Genomic DNA, 17,194 nt, shown 5'->3' with positions numbered 1-17,194 from the left:
CCCTGCCCCCTCATATTCAACTTCGTCAAAAGCGCGTCTCCCATTCCAGGTGGAAGAGGTGGCGCGGCGGGTCGGGCGGCACACGCGCCACGCGCGCGTCCTTCAAGTCGAGCACCCACGCGTACCGGCCCCGGGCGGACACGGCGCTCGACACCCTCCACGCGACGTCCAGCGCGGTCCGCAGCTCCTGCTGGAGCCGGCTGCGCTCGGAGACGTCCTGGTCCTTCCACACCAACCGCCCATGCAACTTCAGCGACGCGAGCGGCTGGGCACGGACATCCAGCACGGCCTGCGCGTCGTAACGAAGTCCCTTCGTCTCCGGGGCCTGCACGCGCGCATGTCCGTACTGGAGCGAAATCGTCAGCCCCTTCGCGACGTCGGAGCGCACCCGGGCGGTGACGCCGTACCGCGCGCTGGCGCACAGGTCCTCCACCTCCTGCTCGGAGCGCGAGCCATCCGCGCACGCCCCCATTCCGCCCACGCCATTGTCGCGCAACTCCACCTGCAGCGAGGGCCGCAGCCAGGGCCGCACCTGAAGGTCCCCGCGCACCGAGGCGCGCGCGTGCAGCGTGCCCGCGCTCCCAGCCGCCGCCCCATCCGCGGGCAGCGTCCAGGCGTCCACCTGCCCCCGCAGCCGCCACGCGCCTTCGTCACGGTGGAGGTAGCGCAGCCGGGCGCCCAGCTCGTTGCGGACGCGCAGGCCTTCCAGCGCATCCGGGCCTGACGGCGCGCCGCTGTAGGGGTTGGCGAAACCGCGCCCGTAGTAGCGCAGCGACAGCTCCAGCTCGCGCGACGCCCCTGACAGCACGGTGCGCTGAACCGCACCAAAATCCCCGCCACCCCCTGGCGCGGCATCGAAGCTGCGTGTGCCTTCGAAGAAGACGTCCAGCGCGCCACGCCCCCACGCGGCGTCGAGCCCGAAGGCGCCAAAGGCACCGCCCGCCGGGTAGCGGGCGGTGGGCTGAAAGTCGAGCTTCGCCCCTTCCTGCCCCCACACGGGCCGAGCCACCCAACCGGTGAGCCCGACATGGCTCCGCGACGACAGCGCCAGCGTCGCGTTGCCACCGCCCGCCAGCTCCTGGAACATCCCCGGCAGCGTCCGCGCCGTGAGCTTCTCCCACCGGCCCTCCGCCACCCGCACCCAGACGTCAGGCGCCTTGCACACGCCGCCACGGCCAGACGACGAACACAGCGAGCGGTCCAACACCGCATGCCGCGCCAGCGCGCGGGACTGATACGAGCCGAAGCCGGTGAGCGACAGCGCGGCCCCCGTCCCCAGCGGGCCTCGCACCGTGCCCGCGATGCCCCGGAAGCCCTCGTCCCAGCGGAAGTCCGGGGTGACGTCCGACAGGCGTTCCTCTGGCTCGCAACCCGCCCCGCCCACCAGACACGCGCGCTCCAAGCCCGCCGGAGGACGCAGGTTGTCGTCGGGCAGGAAGCCGTCAGGCGACGGCAGCGCCGTGGTGTCCAGCGTGAGCCGCTGTCCGAAGCCCAGCCGGTACGTCCCGGCCAGCAGCGACGCGCGCGCGCCCGTCCACTGCACGTACAGCTTGGGCAACATGACGGAAGTCCCGGGCGCCTCCACCACGAAGGCACGCCGCCGCGCATCCCACCGCGGAGGCTCCAGCGTCCGCCGGGCCAGCGACGTCAGCAGCCCCACCCGAAGCCCCGCCAGCCCTCCCGCGCGGACCTGCAACGCCAGCGGTGGCGGCAGTCCATCCGACGCGGCGAAGGCCATCATCAACCGCGCGTCACCCGACAGCCGCCCCGGCGTCCGCACGTCCAGGAAGGGCGAGAGCCGCCGCGACGCAGCCTCCGTCAAAGCGCCACCCGCGGCGCTGCCTCCTCCCCGAGAGCGCAGCAGCGCATCCACGTCCGAGTACGTCAGCCCCGGCAAGCCGTAGAGCGAGGCACGCGACGCCAGCCCCAGGTCCACGCCCGTCCGCCGCAGGGTCAGCAGCGCGGAGAACGTCTCGGCGGAGATGGCGCCCTCTTCCACGAGCGCGAGCAGGTCCTGCGCGCCCACGGACTCGGGCTCCACTTCATACGGCGCGGCATGCGCGGGCAGCGCGCCCGCCGCCAGCCACCACCCCAGACACCATCCCACCCAGAGCACCCGACGCACGCGCCGCGCCTTGTGCATATCCGGGACCACGATTCCCTACAGCAGCCCCCTGCATGCGGGCCGTCCGGCACGCGGACGCGCCGTCCAAAGGCGGGACGCGCGCGTCAGGCCCGGCCCATGCGCGGGTCGACTTCCAGCAGGTCCGACGCCAGGAAGTACGCGGCCTCCGCGCGGCTCTGGGCGGAGACGTAACGAAGGCGTGACTCCTCGCTGCCATCCAAGGCCTCGCGCGCCTCGCGCAAGTCGCTCTCGGTGGTGAGCAGGAGGACTGCCAGATGCGGGTGTTCCAGCTCCATGCGGAACTCCAGATTAAACTGCTTTAAGCGCGGAATGGGAGCACCCCGCGGTCCGCCCGCCGTCTGTGCATCCCCGAGGCCAGCGCTTTCCGCCCTGTCACCGCCTCCAGGTATGCTGGCACCCGGTTCCCATGGGCCACGTCCACATCGTCCGAGACTTCCCCTCCCCCCAGGAGGGCTTCGCGCGTACCGTGCGCGTCTATACCCCCCACGCATACGATGCGATGCCGGGCCATCGGTTCCCCGTGCTGTACATGCACGACGGGCAGAACGTGTTCGCCCACCCCGAATCCGCCCTCTTCGAGACCTGGTGCGCCAACGTCGCGTTGGAGCACGGCGTGGGCGAGGGAAGCCTGGAGCCGTGGCTCATCGTCGCCGTGGATTCGGGCGAGGGGCGCGTGCACGACTATTCACCGTGGAATGAACCGCGCAGCCCGATTCACGCGCGCGGCGAGGCCTACTCCCGCTTCCTGGTGGAGCACCTCAAGCCGCTGGTGGACCGCACCTACCGCACCCGGCCGGAGCCGCGGTGGACGGGCGCCATGGGCTCGTCGCTGGGGGGCCTGATTTCGCTCTACCTCGGGTGCCGCCATCCGGAGGTGTTCGGCCGGATTGGCGCCCTGTCCCCCACCGTGACGTGGGGCGCCAACCAGCTCTTCGGCGCATGGACGGCGCACAGCCGCCGCTGGACGCGCATCTACCTGGACGCGGGCGCCCACGAGTACACGGACGCCAGCGGCGTGCCCGTCTACTACGGCGAATCCACGCGCGCCTTCTACGAGCACCTCAAGCACCTGGGCTACGCGGACCACGAGCTGGCGCTGGTGTTGGATCCACACGGCGGGCACCACGAGCGGGACTGGCAGCGGCGGCTGCCCTCCGCCATGCGCTGGCTGCTGGGGTGAGGCGCCGCACATGAAGCACCGCGGGGCGGTTCCCCTGGAGCAGCGGCTCGTCTACGTCCAGGTGGTGGAGGGCCTGCTCGAGCACGGGCTGCGCGGCGGCGTGTCGCCCCGCCTCAAGCACCGGCTGCGGCAGGCCGGCATCGACCTGGACCGGCCGCTGCTGCCGGGCTACCCGGTGCTCCTGTGGGAGAAGTGCCTGGACGTCATCGTCGAGGAGACCTTTCCGGGCCTGCCCCGGGAGGACGCCTTCCGCCAGCTCGCCGAGCGCCACGTGCAGGGCTACGGGCGCACCGTCGTGGGCCGCGCGGTGTATGGCGTCATGCGGCTCCTGGGCCCCCGCCGCCTGGTGCAGCGCCTGCCGCAGACGCTGCGCGCCACCGACAACTACACGGAGGTGGAGCTCACGGAGCAGGGCCCCACCACCTACGCCATGCGGATGAACTCGCGGCTGAACGCGCCCGGCTACGCGGAGGCGCTCTTTGAAGCCCTGCTGCGCGTGGGCGGCGCCGAGTCCCCCCGCGTGACGCGCCTGCGCGAGGACGCGGACAGCACCACCTACCAGCTCACCTGGACGGAGCGCTGAGCGCGCGCGTCAGGCCTTGTCCTGGATGAAGCGCACCGTGTCCCGCAGGGCGTCCATGTCCGTGTGGCGGGTGAGGTACATCTCCTCGCCCAGGAGGCTGTGGTAGATGCTCGGCAGCTCGCGGTGGAGGATGAGCGAGCTGCCCAGCTTCGCCTCCACGTCCGCGTGCGGGTGCCGGTAGCGGCGGGACTTGCGGCGCGCGCTGTGACAGACGTGGTAGCGCGGCGTGAAGCGAAAGTCCGCCACCGGGTCGCCCGTCACCACCCGCGCCCAGAGCCGGTACACGTCGATGTCACACGTGTAGTTCATCATGTCCACCATGAAGCCGCCGGGCGGCCGCAGGTTGGCCTCCAGCACCACGAAGCGGCCATCCGGCAGCCGGAAGAACTCCAGGTGGAACCAGCGCTCGCGCAGGCCGAAGGCGGCCACCACCTGCCGGCCCAGCACGTCCAGCGCGGGGGGAATCTCCTTGTGGCTCCAGAAGGAGATGTCGCGCTGCTCCACCACCGTCTCCATGCCGCCGTCGCTGTACTCGTGACTGAGGCTGAAGACGATGACGCCGTGCCGGTCCACGATGCCGTCGTAGGTGACGATGGTGCCGCGCACGAAGGGCTGCGCCACGTAGGTGGTGGGCAGCGGATGGGACAGGGCCGCGTCCACCTCCGCGTCGCTGGCCACCTTGAAGGTGTTGGCGGCGCCCACGCCCACGTCCGGCTTGAGCACCAGCGGGTAGCTCACGCGCGCGGCGAACGCCTTCACCTGCGCGGCGTCCCGGACGCGGATGAGGTCCGGGTGCGGCACGCCCGCTTCGTGGAACACCTCCGCCATGCCGGACTTGGAGCGCAGCCGGTGGATGTCCGCGGGCTGCAGGCCCGACACGTTGAAGTCCCCACGCAGGCGCGCCTCCACCTCCAGCCAGGACTCGTTGAGCGAGTCGATGCGGTGGATGCGGCCGTGCCGCCACGTGAGGTAGCCCGCCGCGCGGGTGAGCGCCTCCTCGTCCATCAGGCTGGGGATGAAGAAGTACTCGTGCAGGGACTCCTTCAGCTCGGGACGGAGCGACTCGTAGGACGCGTCACCGATGCCCAGGACCGTGACGCCCCGCTCCCGCAGCGCGGAGATGAAGTGGAAGTAATGCGGAGGGAAGTGGGGGGAGATGAAGACGAAGTTCATGGCTCCTCGGGGCACAGGCGACCATAACGCGCCGCGCGCCCGCGCCCAGTTCCTGACTGAACGCCCGGAGGCGGGAAGTCACTCCTTCCCGCCCCGGAGACGCCTGGAATCAGGGCTTCCCAGCTCCCTGCCCGTCACCTGGCGGAACGACTAGGCGTTCGGCCGGACCATCGACACTTCGAAGTGCCGCTGGACGACGTTGCCCGTGGTGGGGCCCTCCCGGTAGAGGTTGCCGGTGTCCTGGTCCACGTAGAAGCGGTTGTTGGGGTTGGTGTCCGCGCCGCGCTGCTCGTGGTTCGTCGCCGGGTCGTGGAACGTGTAGTACGTGCGGCCCTGCTCGTCCGTGCCGCGGCCCGTAATCACCACGAAGTGGTCGGTGATGCCGTCCACGTTGTCCGAGTTCCGGCCGGAGCGGTGGTCCACGCCCACGACGACGGGCCTGCCCGCGTCGAGCTGGCCGTCGATGTACTCACGGCCCCGGCGCGCCGCCGCGGCGTCCACCGTGACGCCGCCGTTGGGGTCATCACCCGTGGCCACCTGGATGCGGTTGTTCGGCCCCGTGACGGTGGCCCCAGCGCCCGCGGCCATCACCACCGCGGCGCGGAAGCAGGCCTTGTCGCCGGCGCGCTCCACCCTCGCCGCGTTGTACTGGCTGACCCACGGCGTGGCCGTCTGCACCGCCGGGCGGTCCGCGGCGGGCGCGATTTCGGCCGTGTCGTTCAGGTCCGTGGGCGTCGCGCCCTCGGTGGTGTTGGAGGCCGTGAGGTGCTCCGGGCGCGGGCGCGGAATGGGCACCTCGGCGGGCAGCTCGGTGGCGCCGGCCGTGAGGTTCTCCGGGCGCGGGCGCGGAATGGGCACCTCGGCGGGCAGCTCGGTGGTGCCGGCCGTGAGGTTCTCCGGGCGCGGGCGCGGAATGGGCACGTTTTCGACCGCGCCAGCGCCACCGCCGTCGCGGTAGCCGCGCGCGTCCAGGGCGCGGACCAGCGCCGTCTCACGCCGCGTCTGGTCGGCGCGCAGGCGCTGCTCGTCGTGGTTGAAGCCGGAGGCGCTGATCTGCCCGTCGTCCCTGCGGAACGCATTCACGCGCGCGTCGACCAGCGCCTCGGGCGTCACGCCACGCGGATCCTGCGCCAGCCTGGGCAGCTCGCGGTTGAGGAAGTTCTGCGCCGCGCGGGGCGACTGCGTGTGCAAGTCGTAGAAGGTGGAGGCCAGCAGCGCGTTGTTCGGGTCCAGGCCCGCGCGCTCGGCGGCGCGCTGGTACTGCGGCGTGACGCGGCCCAGCTCGCGGTTCCAGATTTCGTCCGCGTGCGACGGCGAGCTCGCGCCGCTCCCCTGATAAGAGAACGAGCCGCGGTTGTGCCTGGCATTGCCCGGGTCGGTGTGGCCCCCGAAGCTCGCCGTGAAGCCACCGTTCGGCGTGCGGTTGCCTTCCGAGGTGCCAACGACAATGGCGGACTCGGAGTTGGTCCCGCCCTGGCGGAAGGCCGTCAGGTCGATGTTGCGATAGCCATTCTGGGTGCCAGACACCCCAGCCGTGCCCGCCGGCGTGACGCCCTGCGCCACGGTGCCCTGCGCGGAGCCAGGCTCAAAGCTGTCACCGTTCTGTGGCGTCTCCGCCGGGCGGTTGGCCGGGCGCGGCATCGGACGCGGCGCGTTGGCCTCGAACCCATCGCTGGCGCCCGGAATGACGAGCGTCCTGCCCGCCTGGATGCGGTCCGGGTTCTGGATGTTGTTGGCTCGCGCCAGCGCATCCACGCTGGTGTTGTTGCGCCGGGCAATGGCGCTGAGCGTATCTCCCTGACGGATTCGGTAGGAGTTGCTGCCAGTCATCGACGGCTCCATGGGGGGCGAAGTAAGTCAGACGCCTCCATGATTTTCCGGATCAATGTCCGAAAGTTGCGCAAGCCGCGAAACAACAGCCTCAGCGTCCAAATCCAGTACCCCTGAACAAACCCTGACGCAACGCACCAGCCGCGGGGTGGTGACTGACACCCCGCGGCGGCAGCCTGCGTTGCTCAGTAATTGAACTGGAGCTGGACGCGCGTCACGTGTCCCTGCTGCTGGAGGTACGGGTAGCGGGACGAGGTGCGGTCCGAGATGAGGTAGGTGCCCGTCAGCTCCAGGGCCTTGTTGATTTGCCACTCGGCGCCCAGTTCCAGCTCCCGCACGTCGTAGAGCGGCGCGTTCGTCTCGAACTTCTTGCCGCCGTCATAGAGGGTGCCCCGGACGTAGGGGATGAGGGACACGCCCAGCACGCCGTCCAGCTTGTACATGAGCTGCGCATAGCCACCCCGGAGCTGGCGGCTGTCGATGAGCAGGCCATCGACGGGCCCCTCGCCCACCGAGGGACCGCGGCCCAGGTTGAACTCGGCCTGGAAGCCCAGCGGCTGTGGGTAGATGACCAGGCTGACGATGCCGCGTGCGTCCACCATGTCGGAGCCCCGGGCGAGCGCGTAGGGCACGCCGTCACGCGGCGAGGCATTGAGGTCGAAGCGGCCGTAGTAGCCACCCACGCCCGCTTCCACGTACTGCGAGCCGAACAGGAAGGGCCAGGTGACGCGAAGGACTCCATGCGGCGTGTCATTGCGCTCGGCGCGGTTGGCCGTCTGGCCATTGTAGACGCCGAAGCCGACCACGCCGTAGTCGCCCGAGCCCTTCAGGTTGTTGTCGACGAGGAACTTGAAGCGCTTCCGGATTTCGGCGGGCGCCCAGTAGAAAAAGACGCCCAGGTCGCGCTCGTCTTTGACGGCGCTGTTGATGGCGTCATTGCGGTCCAGCGCGAGGCGGTTCTGGCTGGACTGGAGGTTCTCGAAGCCGAACGGCACCTTGGACTGGCCCACGCGCAGCCGGAACTCCTTCTTCGCGTCCAGGAAGATGTCCGCGTACCAGTCCCGTATGATGGTGACGTTGTACTGGTCCCCGATGACCGACGCGAAGTCCGGCTGGAGGTAGATGGACACGCGGTCATGGACGTCACCGAACAGCACCAGGCGCGCGCGCCGGATGCCAAAGCCGGTGTTCTTGCCGAGGAAGCGGTCACCCTGGTCGTTCACCAGGGCGTCATTCACCCGGAAGCTGGGCAGCCGATTGTAGCGGAGCTGCGTGTAGCCCCGGATGCGGATGCGCTCGTACCAGGCCTGCTCCTTCTTCTCAGCCTCGGGCTTCGCCTCCGGCTCGGGCAGCGCGGCCTCGGGGACCGCCGTCGGCGTGGGCTCGGAAGCGGAAGACGGCTCGGTGGCGGACGGGGCCGCGGCCTCCTCCTGCCGCGCGTGGGCAAGGGGCGCCAGGAGCAGCGCGGAGCCGGACAACAGGACCTGGAGAGCAGCGCGGAACGAAGCAGTGGAGGTCATGACGGCGCGGAACTGCCAGCAAGGCGCGAAAGCGCGCCCGGGCTCGAGTTTGCGCTCCCGTTACAGGACGGAATGCACTGCCGCAACGCACGGGCCCGGGTTGTTGCCTCACCGTCACGGGCCGCTTCGCCGTGTCACAGAACAGCCCGGCGCATGTCACTCATTCGTGACATGCGCCGGTGTCACCGCCGCGCTCGCGTCAGCGCTTCCAGCTGCCGTCCATCAGGCGCTGGATGCGCAGCTCCAGCGGCGGGTGGCTGGAGAAGAGCGCCATCATCCCGCCGCCCCGGATGCCGAACGCCTGCATGTTGGACGGCAGCATCGCCGGCTCGCCCTGCTGCATGCGCAGCCGGTTGAGCGCCCGCGCCATGGCGCCCGGGTCCACCAGCTGCGCGCCGCCGTCATCCGCGCGGAACTCACGCCGGCGGCTGTACCAGGCGACAATCATGCTGGCGCCGATACCGAACACGATTTGGAGCACGATGCTGGTGATGAAGTAGGCCGGACCCGAGCCGCTGCTCTCCTCGCCATCCTCGGAGCGGCTGAGGAAGCGGTCCACGAAGAAGCCCACCACGCGGCTGAGGAAGATGACGAAGGTGTTGAGCACGCCCTGCAGCAGCGTGAGCGTCACCATGTCACCGTTGGCCACGTGGGCCACCTCGTGGCCGAGCACGGCCTCCACCTCGTCCCGCTTCATGCCATGGAGCAGGCCGGTGGACACCGCGACCAGGGCGCTGTTGCGCCTGGCGCCCGTGGCGAAGGCGTTCATGTCCGGGCTGTCGTAGACGGCCACCTCGGGCATGCCGATGCCCGCGTCGCGGGCCAGCCGGCGCACCGTCTCCAGCAGCCAGCGCTCGTCCTCCGAGCGCGGCGCCGTGATGACCTTCGCCCCCGTGCTCCACTTCGCCATCCACTTGGAGATGAGCAGCGAGAAGATGGCGCCGCCGAAGCCCATCACCGCCGCCATGATGAGCAAGCCCGGCAGGTTCAGCCCCACCCCGCGGCGGGCGAGCAGGTTCTCCACCCCGATGAGCTGCCCGACGATCGCCAGCATCGCGACCACCGCGAGGTTGGTCAGTACGAACAGTGTGATGCGCTTGGCGAAGCTTCCCTTCATGACGCTCTCTCTCCCTAGAAAAAACCTTGGGGACAACATTCAGCAGCGCGGGACGAATGCAAGCTTCCTCGGCCATTTATTGTCCCTACCGGACTAGAACAGCCTGCCGGCGGGGCACTTCCCAAGGTTGTTCCTTCAGGAACCTGAGATTTTCTCTATGAAACGGCCTTCCCGGGCGTTTTCCCGTCAAGCCTGATTGGCCGCCGGGCGGTGGACCGGGGGCTTGCCCGTGCCGCTTCACGCCAGGGGTGCGACCTGCGCGCCTTGTCTGCGACCCCGCCACACCCATGTCAGTCAATGACAAACCAGACGACGAAGGCAGAGAATTCCAACAACAATGAATGCCGCGAGTCCCATCTGCCCACTGTCACCTTGGCGCAACTTTTCCGTCGCGCCATGAAATGCAGCTCAATCATGAGCGCTCGCATGGATTGACACGCGGATTTGACGGAATCCCAGGCAACTTTCTTTGAGCGGTTGGGAAAATGGGTCCAACTCCATTCTTCTTCTCAGGGAAGAGTCCCCCCATGGTAGCCATTGCCCGCACCTCCGCTGCTGCGTCCAGCAGCGCGTCCCGTTCCGCCTCGCCCACGCTGCGCAGTGGCGCGCGCGGCGCGGCCGTGACGCAGCTCCAGAACAAGCTCCGGGCCGCGGGCTTCAATCCGGGGGCGTCGGACGGCATGTTCGGTCCGAAGACGCAGGCAGCGGTGCAGGCCTTCCAGCGTGCGCGCGGGCTCCAGGTCGACGGCGTCGTCGGGCCCAAGACGTGGAGCGCGCTCAACGCGGCGGGCGGAGCGGGCGGCTCGGGCCCCACGCTGCGCAATGGCGCGCGGGGTGAGCCGGTGCGTGCGCTCCAGCAGCGGCTCAACGTGCTGGGCTTCAAGTCGGGTTCGGCGGACGGCGTGTTCGGTCCCCAGACGCTGTCGGCGGTGAAGGCCTTCCAGCAGTCCCGCGGTCTGGTGGCGGACGGCATCGTCGGGCCCAAGACGTGGGACAAGCTGGGCATCAACGTGCAGGGCCCCGTCACCAACCCGGGCGGCGGCGGTGGCGGCCGGGTCGTCACGGGCTATGTGAACGGGCAGCCGCGGCAGATTTCGCTCTCGCCCGTCCCGAACGGCAAGGAGATGCGCTCGGACGCGGCGGCGGCGTTCAACCGCATGCACGCGGCGGCGCGGGCGCAGGGCATCACCCTGAAGGTGAACAGCGGCTTCCGCAGCATGGCGGAGCAGGAAGCGCTGTACCGCGCGTACAAGAACGGCACGGGCAACCTGGCCGCGCCTCCGGGCTACTCCAACCACCAGGGCGGCATCGCGGTGGACATCAACACGGGCGGCACTGGCACCTCGACGTACCGGTGGCTGGCCAACAACGCGAAGAACTACGGCTTCGTGCGCACCGTCCCGTCCGAGCCCTGGCACTGGGAGTACCGGCCCTGACACAGGAGAGAGACATGAAGAAGCTGCTCATGGCGGTCGCGGTGCTGGCGGTTCCCGCAGGAGTTGTCGGCGGCGGCCTGGGCTACACGCCCGTCGCCGAGGCCGAGTCATTCAATCTGGCCTGTACGTACACGTATTACAACGACGAGGCGCTCACGGAGTACGTGATGACGCTGCACTGCACCTGCGCGAACCCGGATTGCTATGCCACCGAGGACGTGACGCCGTTCTACACGGTGGACTGCCTGGACATCTGCTGAGCCTGCTTTCGGCTATCCAGGAACGGCCGGTCCCTTGAAGAGGGGAACGAGCTTGTCGTGGACCTCCGTCATGAACGCAGTGAGGCCGTTCTTCGCGCCTCGCTGCTTCAGGAGTTCCAAGGACGACTCCTCGATGCACTGCTGCTCGCGGTTCCAGTCATCCTGGGTCAGCTCCGTGAGCGCGCGCTTGATGTCGGTCTTCGCGCCGTGTTCGCGAGCGTCGAGCTCGTGCGACCTGACAAGAGGGTCAACGGACAGCCGCTCGCGGAGGCGCTGGAGACGGCCGCCCTCATCGGAGCCCTGTGGCTCGAAGCCCGCGAGCACCCATGCTTCGCGCTTTGGTTCCGCCAGGGCAATCACCACTTCGAAGGGCCACGCGCGTGAGGTCCTCGCTTGCTCCAATCCATCGCGCCTTGACGGGTCACCGTCACTATCGCGAACGAGCACCACTGCGTCCGGTGGTCGCTCCAGCGAAGCGAAGAGCAGCAGCACCTGCCGGGTGATGAGTGCATCGGGCCTCCCCGCCGCTCCCCCGAAATGACCGAAGGGAGGCTTGATGCCTCGGCGTGTGAGCTCCTCCCGGACCTTCTGCCAGCGCACGAAGCCATCCCCGGGCGTCGCGCCGACACCGCACCATCGGTAGAGCGTGTCACGGACTTCGGGCTGAACCCAGTCGACGTCTTCAGCGATGACGCGATTGGCGATGGTGCATGCGGTGCGCTGGTCCGCTCGGGCTTCGCAGACGACACCGAACGCATAGGCGGGCTCACTCATTCGGAGTGGCCTCACCCAGCTTTCCAATCCAGTCCTCCCCCACACTGCTCCAGAACTCGCCTGGGGCCATCAGGCCCTTCCACTTCTCGAACTCGGGGTGCGCGGTCAGCTTCTCGCACCGCGCGAACCCGTTCTCCGCGAGGAAGGTCATGCGAACCTCCTTCGGGTCGAGGTCGTTCAGGATGAAGGGGGAGTGACTGGTGGCGATGATCTGCAACTCGGGGTCGCGCTTCTGAATGGCACGTAGAGCCGCAATGAGGCGCGACTGGGCCGCCGGGTGGAGTGACAGTTCGATGTCGTCTAGGAGCACGAGTCGGGGTTTCGACGGGCCCATGAGCGCGGTCAGCAAGCCAAGCACCATCAGAGTGCCTTCGCCCGCCGAATCAGGAGCGACCCCCTTCGCGCCCTTCATGTCGAAGACGACCTGATTCCCCCAGAGCGTCCGCGTCTCGGGAACCTCGTGCTTCTGGTCGTCCAAGGCAATTGTGCGGACAGCGGTCTGCTCGACAGCGGCGCGCTCGATCCGAATCCGACGGACTGCAGGAACGATCTGCTTGAGGGCTTGCTCGATTTCGGTGAACACCTCGTCCTGGCTCAGCTTGAGATAGGCCAGCACGGACGCGAGGCCGCTTCCATCAGAAGACAGAGAAGGCACGGCTGCATCACTGTATGACGCAGCCGCAAGCATCCTTGGGATGAAGCGCAAGATGGAGGTCGCGCTGACACCCGCTAAAAACTGCGTCAGACTTGGCCGCTCCATATCCCAGTGGAAATCGATGTTAGCCAAGTCCTCTTTGGCCATTGCCAGCCAATTGCCGTTCCGTGGCTTCAAGCTGATCTTGAAGGGCGAGCCTGCCAACAGGCTATCTATCGTCAGCGAAGGCTGAATGGTCGGATTGGCAGGGACAGGCTCCGGAATACCAATGATGTTTACGGAGCCATCGACTGTTCCCCACTTACCCGAAACGCCGACCTCGATTGCCCCCGTGGTTCCGTGGGCTTGCACCAGCGGCATCCGCCATGAGGAGTCTCTCTTGGGAGCCGAGAACAAGTGGGTGGTGATCTCAGAAAAGAGGCTCAGCCCCTCAAGCAGCGTCGTCTTCCCCGACGCATTGGGGCCCACGAGGACGGTGAAGGGCTCCAGCTCCAAATCGAGCGAGCGGTACGCCTTGAAGTTGCGGAACTGGACCTTCTCGATCACGGCAACGCCTCCCGTCCCCCATTCTCCCCTCCCCTGGCCAGGGGAGGGAAGAAAGGTCCTACAAGCAGCTCAGCTCTTCGTAATCGGGCGGTAGCGGATGCGGTGCGGCTCCAGGGCCTCGGGGCCCAGGCGCTTCTTCTTGTCCGCCTCGTAGTCCTCGAAGTTGCCCTCGAAGAAGAACGCCTTGCTGTCGCCCTCGAACGCGAGGATGTGCGTGGCGATGCGGTCCAGGAACCAGCGGTCGTGGCTGATGACCACCGCGCACCCCGCGAAGCTCAGCAGCGCGTCCTCCAGGCTGCGCAGCGTCTCCACGTCCAGGTCGTTGGTGGGCTCGTCGAGCAGCAGCAGGTTGCCGCCGCTCTTGAGCATCTTCGCCAGGTGCGCGCGGTTGCGCTCACCGCCGGACAGGTCCTTCACCCGCTTCTGCTGGTCCTGGCCCTTGAAGGCGAAGCCCGCCAGGTACGCGCGGCTGGGCACCTGCCCCGCCTTGCCCAGGTCCAGGTGGTCCAGCCCGCCGCTCACCTCCTGGAACACCGTGTTGTCGCCGTCCAGCGCGTCGCGGCTCTGGTCCACGTAGGCCAGCTTCACCGTCTCGCCGATGCGCAGCTCGCCCGCGTCCGGTGACTCCACGCCCGTCATCATCCGGAACAGCGTCGTCTTGCCCGCGCCGTTGGGACCGATGACGCCCACGATGCCACCCGGCGGCAGCTTGAAGCTCAGGTCGTCGATGAGCAGCCGGTCGCCGTAGGCCTTGCGCAGCCCCTTGGCTTCGATGACGAGCCCACCCAGCGGCGGCCCGGGCGGAATGATGACCTCGCCCGTCGCGTCGCGCTTGTCCTGCGACTGGTTGAGCAGCTCCTCGTAGGCCGCGATACGCGCCTTGCTCTTGGCCTGACGGGCCTTGGGGGAGGCGCGCACCCACTCCAGCTCGCGCTTGAGCGTCTTCTGGCGGTGGCTCTCCGACTTCTCCTCCAGCTCCAGGCGCTTCTGCTTCTGCTCCAGCCAGCTGGAGTAGTTGCCCTTCCAGGGGACGCCCTCGCCGCGGTCCAGCTCCAGAATCCACTCGGCCGCGTTGTCCAGGAAGTACCGGTCGTGGGTGATGCAGACGATGGTGCCCTTGTACTCCTTGAGCGCCTGCTCCAGCCACGCGACGCTCTCCGCGTCCAGGTGGTTGGTGGGCTCGTCCAGCAGGAGCAGGTCCGGCTTCTCCAGCAGGATGCGGCACAGCGCCACGCGGCGCTTCTCACCACCGGACAGCTTCGTCACGTCCGCGTCGCCCGGAGGCAGGCGCAGCGCGTCCATGGCCATCTCAATGGTGCGGTCCAGCTCCCAGCCGTTCACCGCGTCGATGGCGTCCTGCAGCCGGCCCTGCTCGGCCAGCAGCTTCTCCATCTCCGCGTCGCTCATGGGCTCGGCGAACTTCGCGCTGACCTCGTTGAAGCGGTCCAGCGTGGCGCGAATCTCCTTCAGCCCCAGCTCCACGTTGCCCTTCACGTCGAGCGAGGTGTCGAGCTGCGGCTCCTGCGCCAGGTAGCCGACCTTGGCGCTGGGGTCCGGCTTGGCGACACCGAAGAACTCCGTGTCCACGCCCGCCATGATGCGCAGCAGCGTCGACTTGCCGGAGCCGTTGGGACCGATGACGCCAATCTTCGCGCCGGGGAAGAACGAGAGGTAGATGCCCTTGAGGATCTCCTTGCTGTTCTTGACCTTGCGCAGGTCCTGCATCGTGAAGATGAAATTCTGGGCCATCTGGGCCTTCCTGCTTTGAGGCGGAGTGAGGGGCTCTGCGGATACCAGGGTGCAACAGCGCACTCAAGGTGAGAGCGTCCCGGGCGCATGCATGAGGCAACGCGCACGGCCGTCTCGGGTCTCCCCAGGCAAGGCGCCTGCTCCCGTCCCGCCGACCAGTGCGCATCTGGACACTTGACGTCCCCGGCGATGGGATTCAGGGCCGTTGAACCCGCGGCTCCGCGCCCCGCCGGGGACCGTGGCGCGTCCGGCGCATCAAGGCCACTTGCCATAGATGACGCGCGCGTCCGCCCAAGGCAGGAGGACCGCGGCGCCAGGCTTGGAGCCACGCAACTTGGTCAAGCCACCATTGAGCGAGAGGGACACGCAGATGTTGAACGCCTGCCCGTCTGCTCGCACCGCGCGGGTGTAACGGACCACCACGGTCTCTCCCCCCGTCCACACCCTCCCGTAGAGCAGCGTTCCGTCCTGGATGCCAAAGATGTTGTCTTGCGACCGGGAGACAATCTCCCCGTCGCCCACCACGATCAGGCAACCGTGCCCCGTACGGAACTCGCGCCCCGCCGCCTCGCATTGAGGTCGGCTCATCGGGGGCTGCTTTACATCCACGTCGACGCCCAGTTCCTGATCGACCAGGATGCCCCAGGCCTTCATGTCCCGGACCGCTTCCTCGGGGCAACTCTGGGACGAGGGCCGGACCTGCTGCGCGGGGCACCCCATGAGGGCGGCGGACAGGGCCGTCGCCCCGGCGCACTTCGCGAGGAAGGCGCGGCTGGGGGTGGGTGGAGAGGTCCTTGGTGGCTTCTCAGCGGTGGGAGCGGGAGACGGCGGACGGTTGGAGGCACTCACAGAGGGACTTTCCTTCACGTCGGAAGACGGCTGGGGCGAAGACGCTACCGCACTGGCAGATGACTCGCGTGGGGAAGGGGATGGCGCTCGTGGCAAGGCAGGCGTCACTCCGGCGGGAGGCGCGGCTTCACGTCCTGCCCCGGCGTCAGTCTCAGCGGCGGGTGCCACTTGTGCGGACCGTTCACCGGCAGGAGAGGGAATGGGCAGTGTGTCATCCCCGAGGGGAAGCTCCGAGGGAGCGGGCTGCGCGCCCGCGTTGGCTGAAAGCGGCAGGGCGTGCGTCGCGCCCCGCGCGGGCGGCGTGTCCGTGTCCGTGTCCACCAGCCACGGGGAGGCGAAGGTGCCCGCGGCTGCGAGCGCCGTGAGGGCAAGCGCCAGCGCCGCCACGCGCCACCTCCTCCCGGACAGCGCCGCCGCTGCCCGGGCCAGGACGCCCCTGCCCACCGCCCTGGGCGGCTGCACGGTGGCCTCCCACGCCTCGCCGCGCCGCTCGCCCAGCTCCTCCAGCGTCTCACGCATGGCCGCCAGCGCGGGGCGCCGCGCCTCCACGTCGCGCGTCATCCACCTCGCCACCCACGCGCTGAAGTCCTCCGGCACGCGCGGGTTGGCCACGCGCGCGTCCGGCGGCGGCATTGAAGCGCTGTTGACGGCGATGCGCGGCGCCTTGCGCGCCTCCGCCGGAGTGGCCGGCTCCGCGTCCGTCAGCGCGTCATAGAGGCACACCGCCAGCGAGTAGAGGTCGTCCTCCGCCGGGAAGGCGTAGCGCGCCTCGGGGTTGTTCTGGTTCTCCTTGTAGAAGCTCACCGCCTCCGGGGAGCGGTAGCGCGTGGTGCCCGGTGGCAGCGGCGCGTCCGTCAGCTCATACGCCCCGGAGTACTCACCCGCCCCCAAGTCGATGAGGACGGGCTCGCCGTCCACCTTGCGCACCATGATGTTGGAGAGGGAGATGTCGCGGTGGCGCACGCCCCGCTCGTGCATGTACTCCAGCGCGTGCGTCAGCTTCGCGAAGAGGCGCGCCACCTGCTGGAAGGTGGGGCGCTGGCGCGCAATCCACTCCCCCAGCGTCCAGCCCTCCACGTACTCCAGCACCAGGTACCCGCGCCCATCCTGCGTGCGCGACCACCCCTTCACCTTGGCGATGTACGGGTGCTCCAGGCGCACCAGACACACCAGCTCCCGCAAAAGCCTCTCATCCGAGCGGTTGTTGTCCAGGCTGAACTGGCGGTGCTTGGACACCTTGATGGCCACGGGCAGGCCCGCGCGCACGCCCCGGTACACGTCGCCGTAGGCGCCGCCGCCCTTCCACTCACGAATCCTGCAGCCGTCCAGGCGCGAGCCTGGCTTGAGGAAGCCAAAGAGGTTCAGCGTCGACATGG

14 protein-coding genes are annotated in these 17,194 nt (G+C 68.7%); 4 read left to right on the top strand and 10 right to left on the bottom strand.

Annotation, left to right across the window (positions count from 1 at the left end):
* Window positions 1–25: 25 nt before the first annotated feature.
* Together KGD87_RS29600 and KGD87_RS29595 are read right to left on the bottom strand one after the other, a co-directional pair.
* Window positions 26–2,155, bottom strand: coding sequence for a hypothetical protein (locus tag KGD87_RS29600; RefSeq protein ID WP_502887966.1), 2,130 nt, complete (start codon window positions 2,153–2,155; stop codon window positions 26–28).
* Between the two features lie 74 nt (window positions 2,156–2,229).
* Window positions 2,230–2,421, bottom strand: a complete 192-nt coding sequence (locus KGD87_RS29595) for a hypothetical protein (RefSeq protein WP_163782776.1) — start codon at window positions 2,419–2,421, stop codon at window positions 2,230–2,232.
* 131 nt (window positions 2,422–2,552) lie between these two features.
* On the opposite strand from KGD87_RS29595, the gene KGD87_RS29590 reads away from it, so the two are divergent.
* Window positions 2,553–3,326, top strand: coding sequence for an alpha/beta hydrolase (locus KGD87_RS29590; RefSeq protein ID WP_163782777.1), 774 nt, complete (start codon window positions 2,553–2,555; stop codon window positions 3,324–3,326).
* 10 nt (window positions 3,327–3,336) lie between these two features.
* Complete coding sequence (locus KGD87_RS29585) at window positions 3,337–3,909, top strand: DUF2378 family protein (RefSeq protein WP_176420135.1); 573 nt, start codon at window positions 3,337–3,339, stop codon at window positions 3,907–3,909.
* A gap of 9 nt (window positions 3,910–3,918) precedes the next feature.
* Here KGD87_RS29585 and KGD87_RS29580 read toward each other — a convergent pair whose 3' ends face one another.
* The 4 genes from KGD87_RS29580 to htpX form a co-directional block, all read right to left on the bottom strand.
* Entirely contained in the window at window positions 3,919–5,082 is a 1,164-nt protein-coding gene (locus tag KGD87_RS29580) for an ATP-grasp domain-containing protein (RefSeq protein WP_284664300.1), read from the bottom strand.
* A 150-nt stretch (window positions 5,083–5,232) separates the two neighbouring features.
* Window positions 5,233–6,912, bottom strand: coding sequence for a LysM peptidoglycan-binding domain-containing protein (locus KGD87_RS29575; RefSeq protein WP_284664299.1), 1,680 nt, complete (start codon window positions 6,910–6,912; stop codon window positions 5,233–5,235).
* Between the two features lie 185 nt (window positions 6,913–7,097).
* Entirely contained in the window at window positions 7,098–8,432 is a 1,335-nt protein-coding gene (locus tag KGD87_RS29570; RefSeq protein ID WP_284664298.1) for a porin, read from the bottom strand.
* A gap of 199 nt (window positions 8,433–8,631) precedes the next feature.
* Window positions 8,632–9,549 carry a protease HtpX gene (gene htpX / locus KGD87_RS29565; RefSeq protein ID WP_163782782.1) on the bottom strand — a complete coding sequence of 306 codons (918 nt, stop codon included), beginning with the start codon at window positions 9,547–9,549 and terminating at the stop codon, window positions 8,632–8,634.
* Window positions 9,550–10,076: 527 nt separating this feature from the next.
* Here htpX and KGD87_RS29560 point away from each other — a divergent pair.
* A complete protein-coding gene (locus KGD87_RS29560; protein WP_284664297.1) occupies window positions 10,077–10,985 on the top strand; it encodes a peptidoglycan-binding protein in 909 nt (302 codons plus the stop codon).
* Between the two features lie 14 nt (window positions 10,986–10,999).
* Window positions 11,000–11,245, top strand: a complete 246-nt coding sequence (locus KGD87_RS29555) for a hypothetical protein (RefSeq protein ID WP_284664296.1) — start codon at window positions 11,000–11,002, stop codon at window positions 11,243–11,245.
* Between the two features lie 12 nt (window positions 11,246–11,257).
* Here the strand turns inward: KGD87_RS29555 and KGD87_RS29550 are convergent, their stop codons facing one another.
* The 4 genes from KGD87_RS29550 to KGD87_RS29535 form a co-directional block, all read right to left on the bottom strand.
* Window positions 11,258–12,019 (bottom strand): hypothetical protein, encoded by a 762-nt coding sequence (locus KGD87_RS29550; RefSeq protein WP_284664295.1) that lies wholly within the window; start codon window positions 12,017–12,019, stop codon window positions 11,258–11,260.
* Window positions 12,012–13,220 (bottom strand): AAA family ATPase, encoded by a 1,209-nt coding sequence (locus tag KGD87_RS29545; RefSeq protein WP_284664294.1) that lies wholly within the window; start codon window positions 13,218–13,220, stop codon window positions 12,012–12,014. The genes KGD87_RS29550 and KGD87_RS29545 overlap by 8 nt, the downstream gene beginning before the upstream one ends.
* A 69-nt stretch (window positions 13,221–13,289) precedes the next feature.
* The gene (ettA, locus tag KGD87_RS29540) at window positions 13,290–14,969 is read right to left on the bottom strand and encodes an energy-dependent translational throttle protein EttA (RefSeq protein ID WP_284664293.1); all 1,680 of its coding nucleotides are present in this window, start codon (window positions 14,967–14,969) and stop codon (window positions 13,290–13,292) included.
* Window positions 14,970–15,224: 255 nt separating this feature from the next.
* A complete protein-coding gene (locus KGD87_RS29535; protein WP_284664292.1) occupies window positions 15,225–17,192 on the bottom strand; it encodes a serine/threonine protein kinase in 1,968 nt (655 codons plus the stop codon).
* Window positions 17,193–17,194: the final 2 nt, after the last annotated feature.

Source organism: Myxococcus sp. SDU36 (genome assembly GCF_030168875.1).
Taxonomy (GTDB): Bacteria; Myxococcota; Myxococcia; order Myxococcales; family Myxococcaceae; genus Myxococcus; species Myxococcus vastator.
This window is presented reverse-complemented; position numbering and strand designations above follow the sequence as displayed.

Excerpts from the sequence above, each read along its gene's own strand:
- KGD87_RS29595 (WP_163782776.1), bottom strand. The coding sequence starts at position 2,421 with ATGGAGCTGGAACACCCGCATCTGGCAGTCCTCCTGCTCACCACCGAG.
- KGD87_RS29590 (WP_163782777.1), top strand. The coding sequence starts at position 2,553 with ATGGGCCACGTCCACATCGTCCGAGACTTCCCCTCCCCCCAGGAGGGC.
- KGD87_RS29585 (WP_176420135.1), top strand. The coding sequence starts at position 3,337 with ATGAAGCACCGCGGGGCGGTTCCCCTGGAGCAGCGGCTCGTCTACGTC.
- KGD87_RS29580 (WP_284664300.1), bottom strand. The coding sequence starts at position 5,082 with ATGAACTTCGTCTTCATCTCCCCCCACTTCCCTCCGCATTACTTCCAC.
- KGD87_RS29575 (WP_284664299.1), bottom strand. The coding sequence starts at position 6,912 with ATGACTGGCAGCAACTCCTACCGAATCCGTCAGGGAGATACGCTCAGC.
- KGD87_RS29570 (WP_284664298.1), bottom strand. The coding sequence starts at position 8,432 with ATGACCTCCACTGCTTCGTTCCGCGCTGCTCTCCAGGTCCTGTTGTCC.
- htpX (WP_163782782.1), bottom strand. The coding sequence starts at position 9,549 with ATGAAGGGAAGCTTCGCCAAGCGCATCACACTGTTCGTACTGACCAAC.
- KGD87_RS29560 (WP_284664297.1), top strand. The coding sequence starts at position 10,077 with ATGGTAGCCATTGCCCGCACCTCCGCTGCTGCGTCCAGCAGCGCGTCC.
- KGD87_RS29555 (WP_284664296.1), top strand. The coding sequence starts at position 11,000 with ATGAAGAAGCTGCTCATGGCGGTCGCGGTGCTGGCGGTTCCCGCAGGA.
- KGD87_RS29550 (WP_284664295.1), bottom strand. The coding sequence starts at position 12,019 with ATGAGTGAGCCCGCCTATGCGTTCGGTGTCGTCTGCGAAGCCCGAGCG.
- ettA (WP_284664293.1), bottom strand. The coding sequence starts at position 14,969 with ATGGCCCAGAATTTCATCTTCACGATGCAGGACCTGCGCAAGGTCAAG.
- KGD87_RS29535 (WP_284664292.1), bottom strand. The coding sequence starts at position 17,192 with ATGTCGACGCTGAACCTCTTTGGCTTCCTCAAGCCAGGCTCGCGCCTG.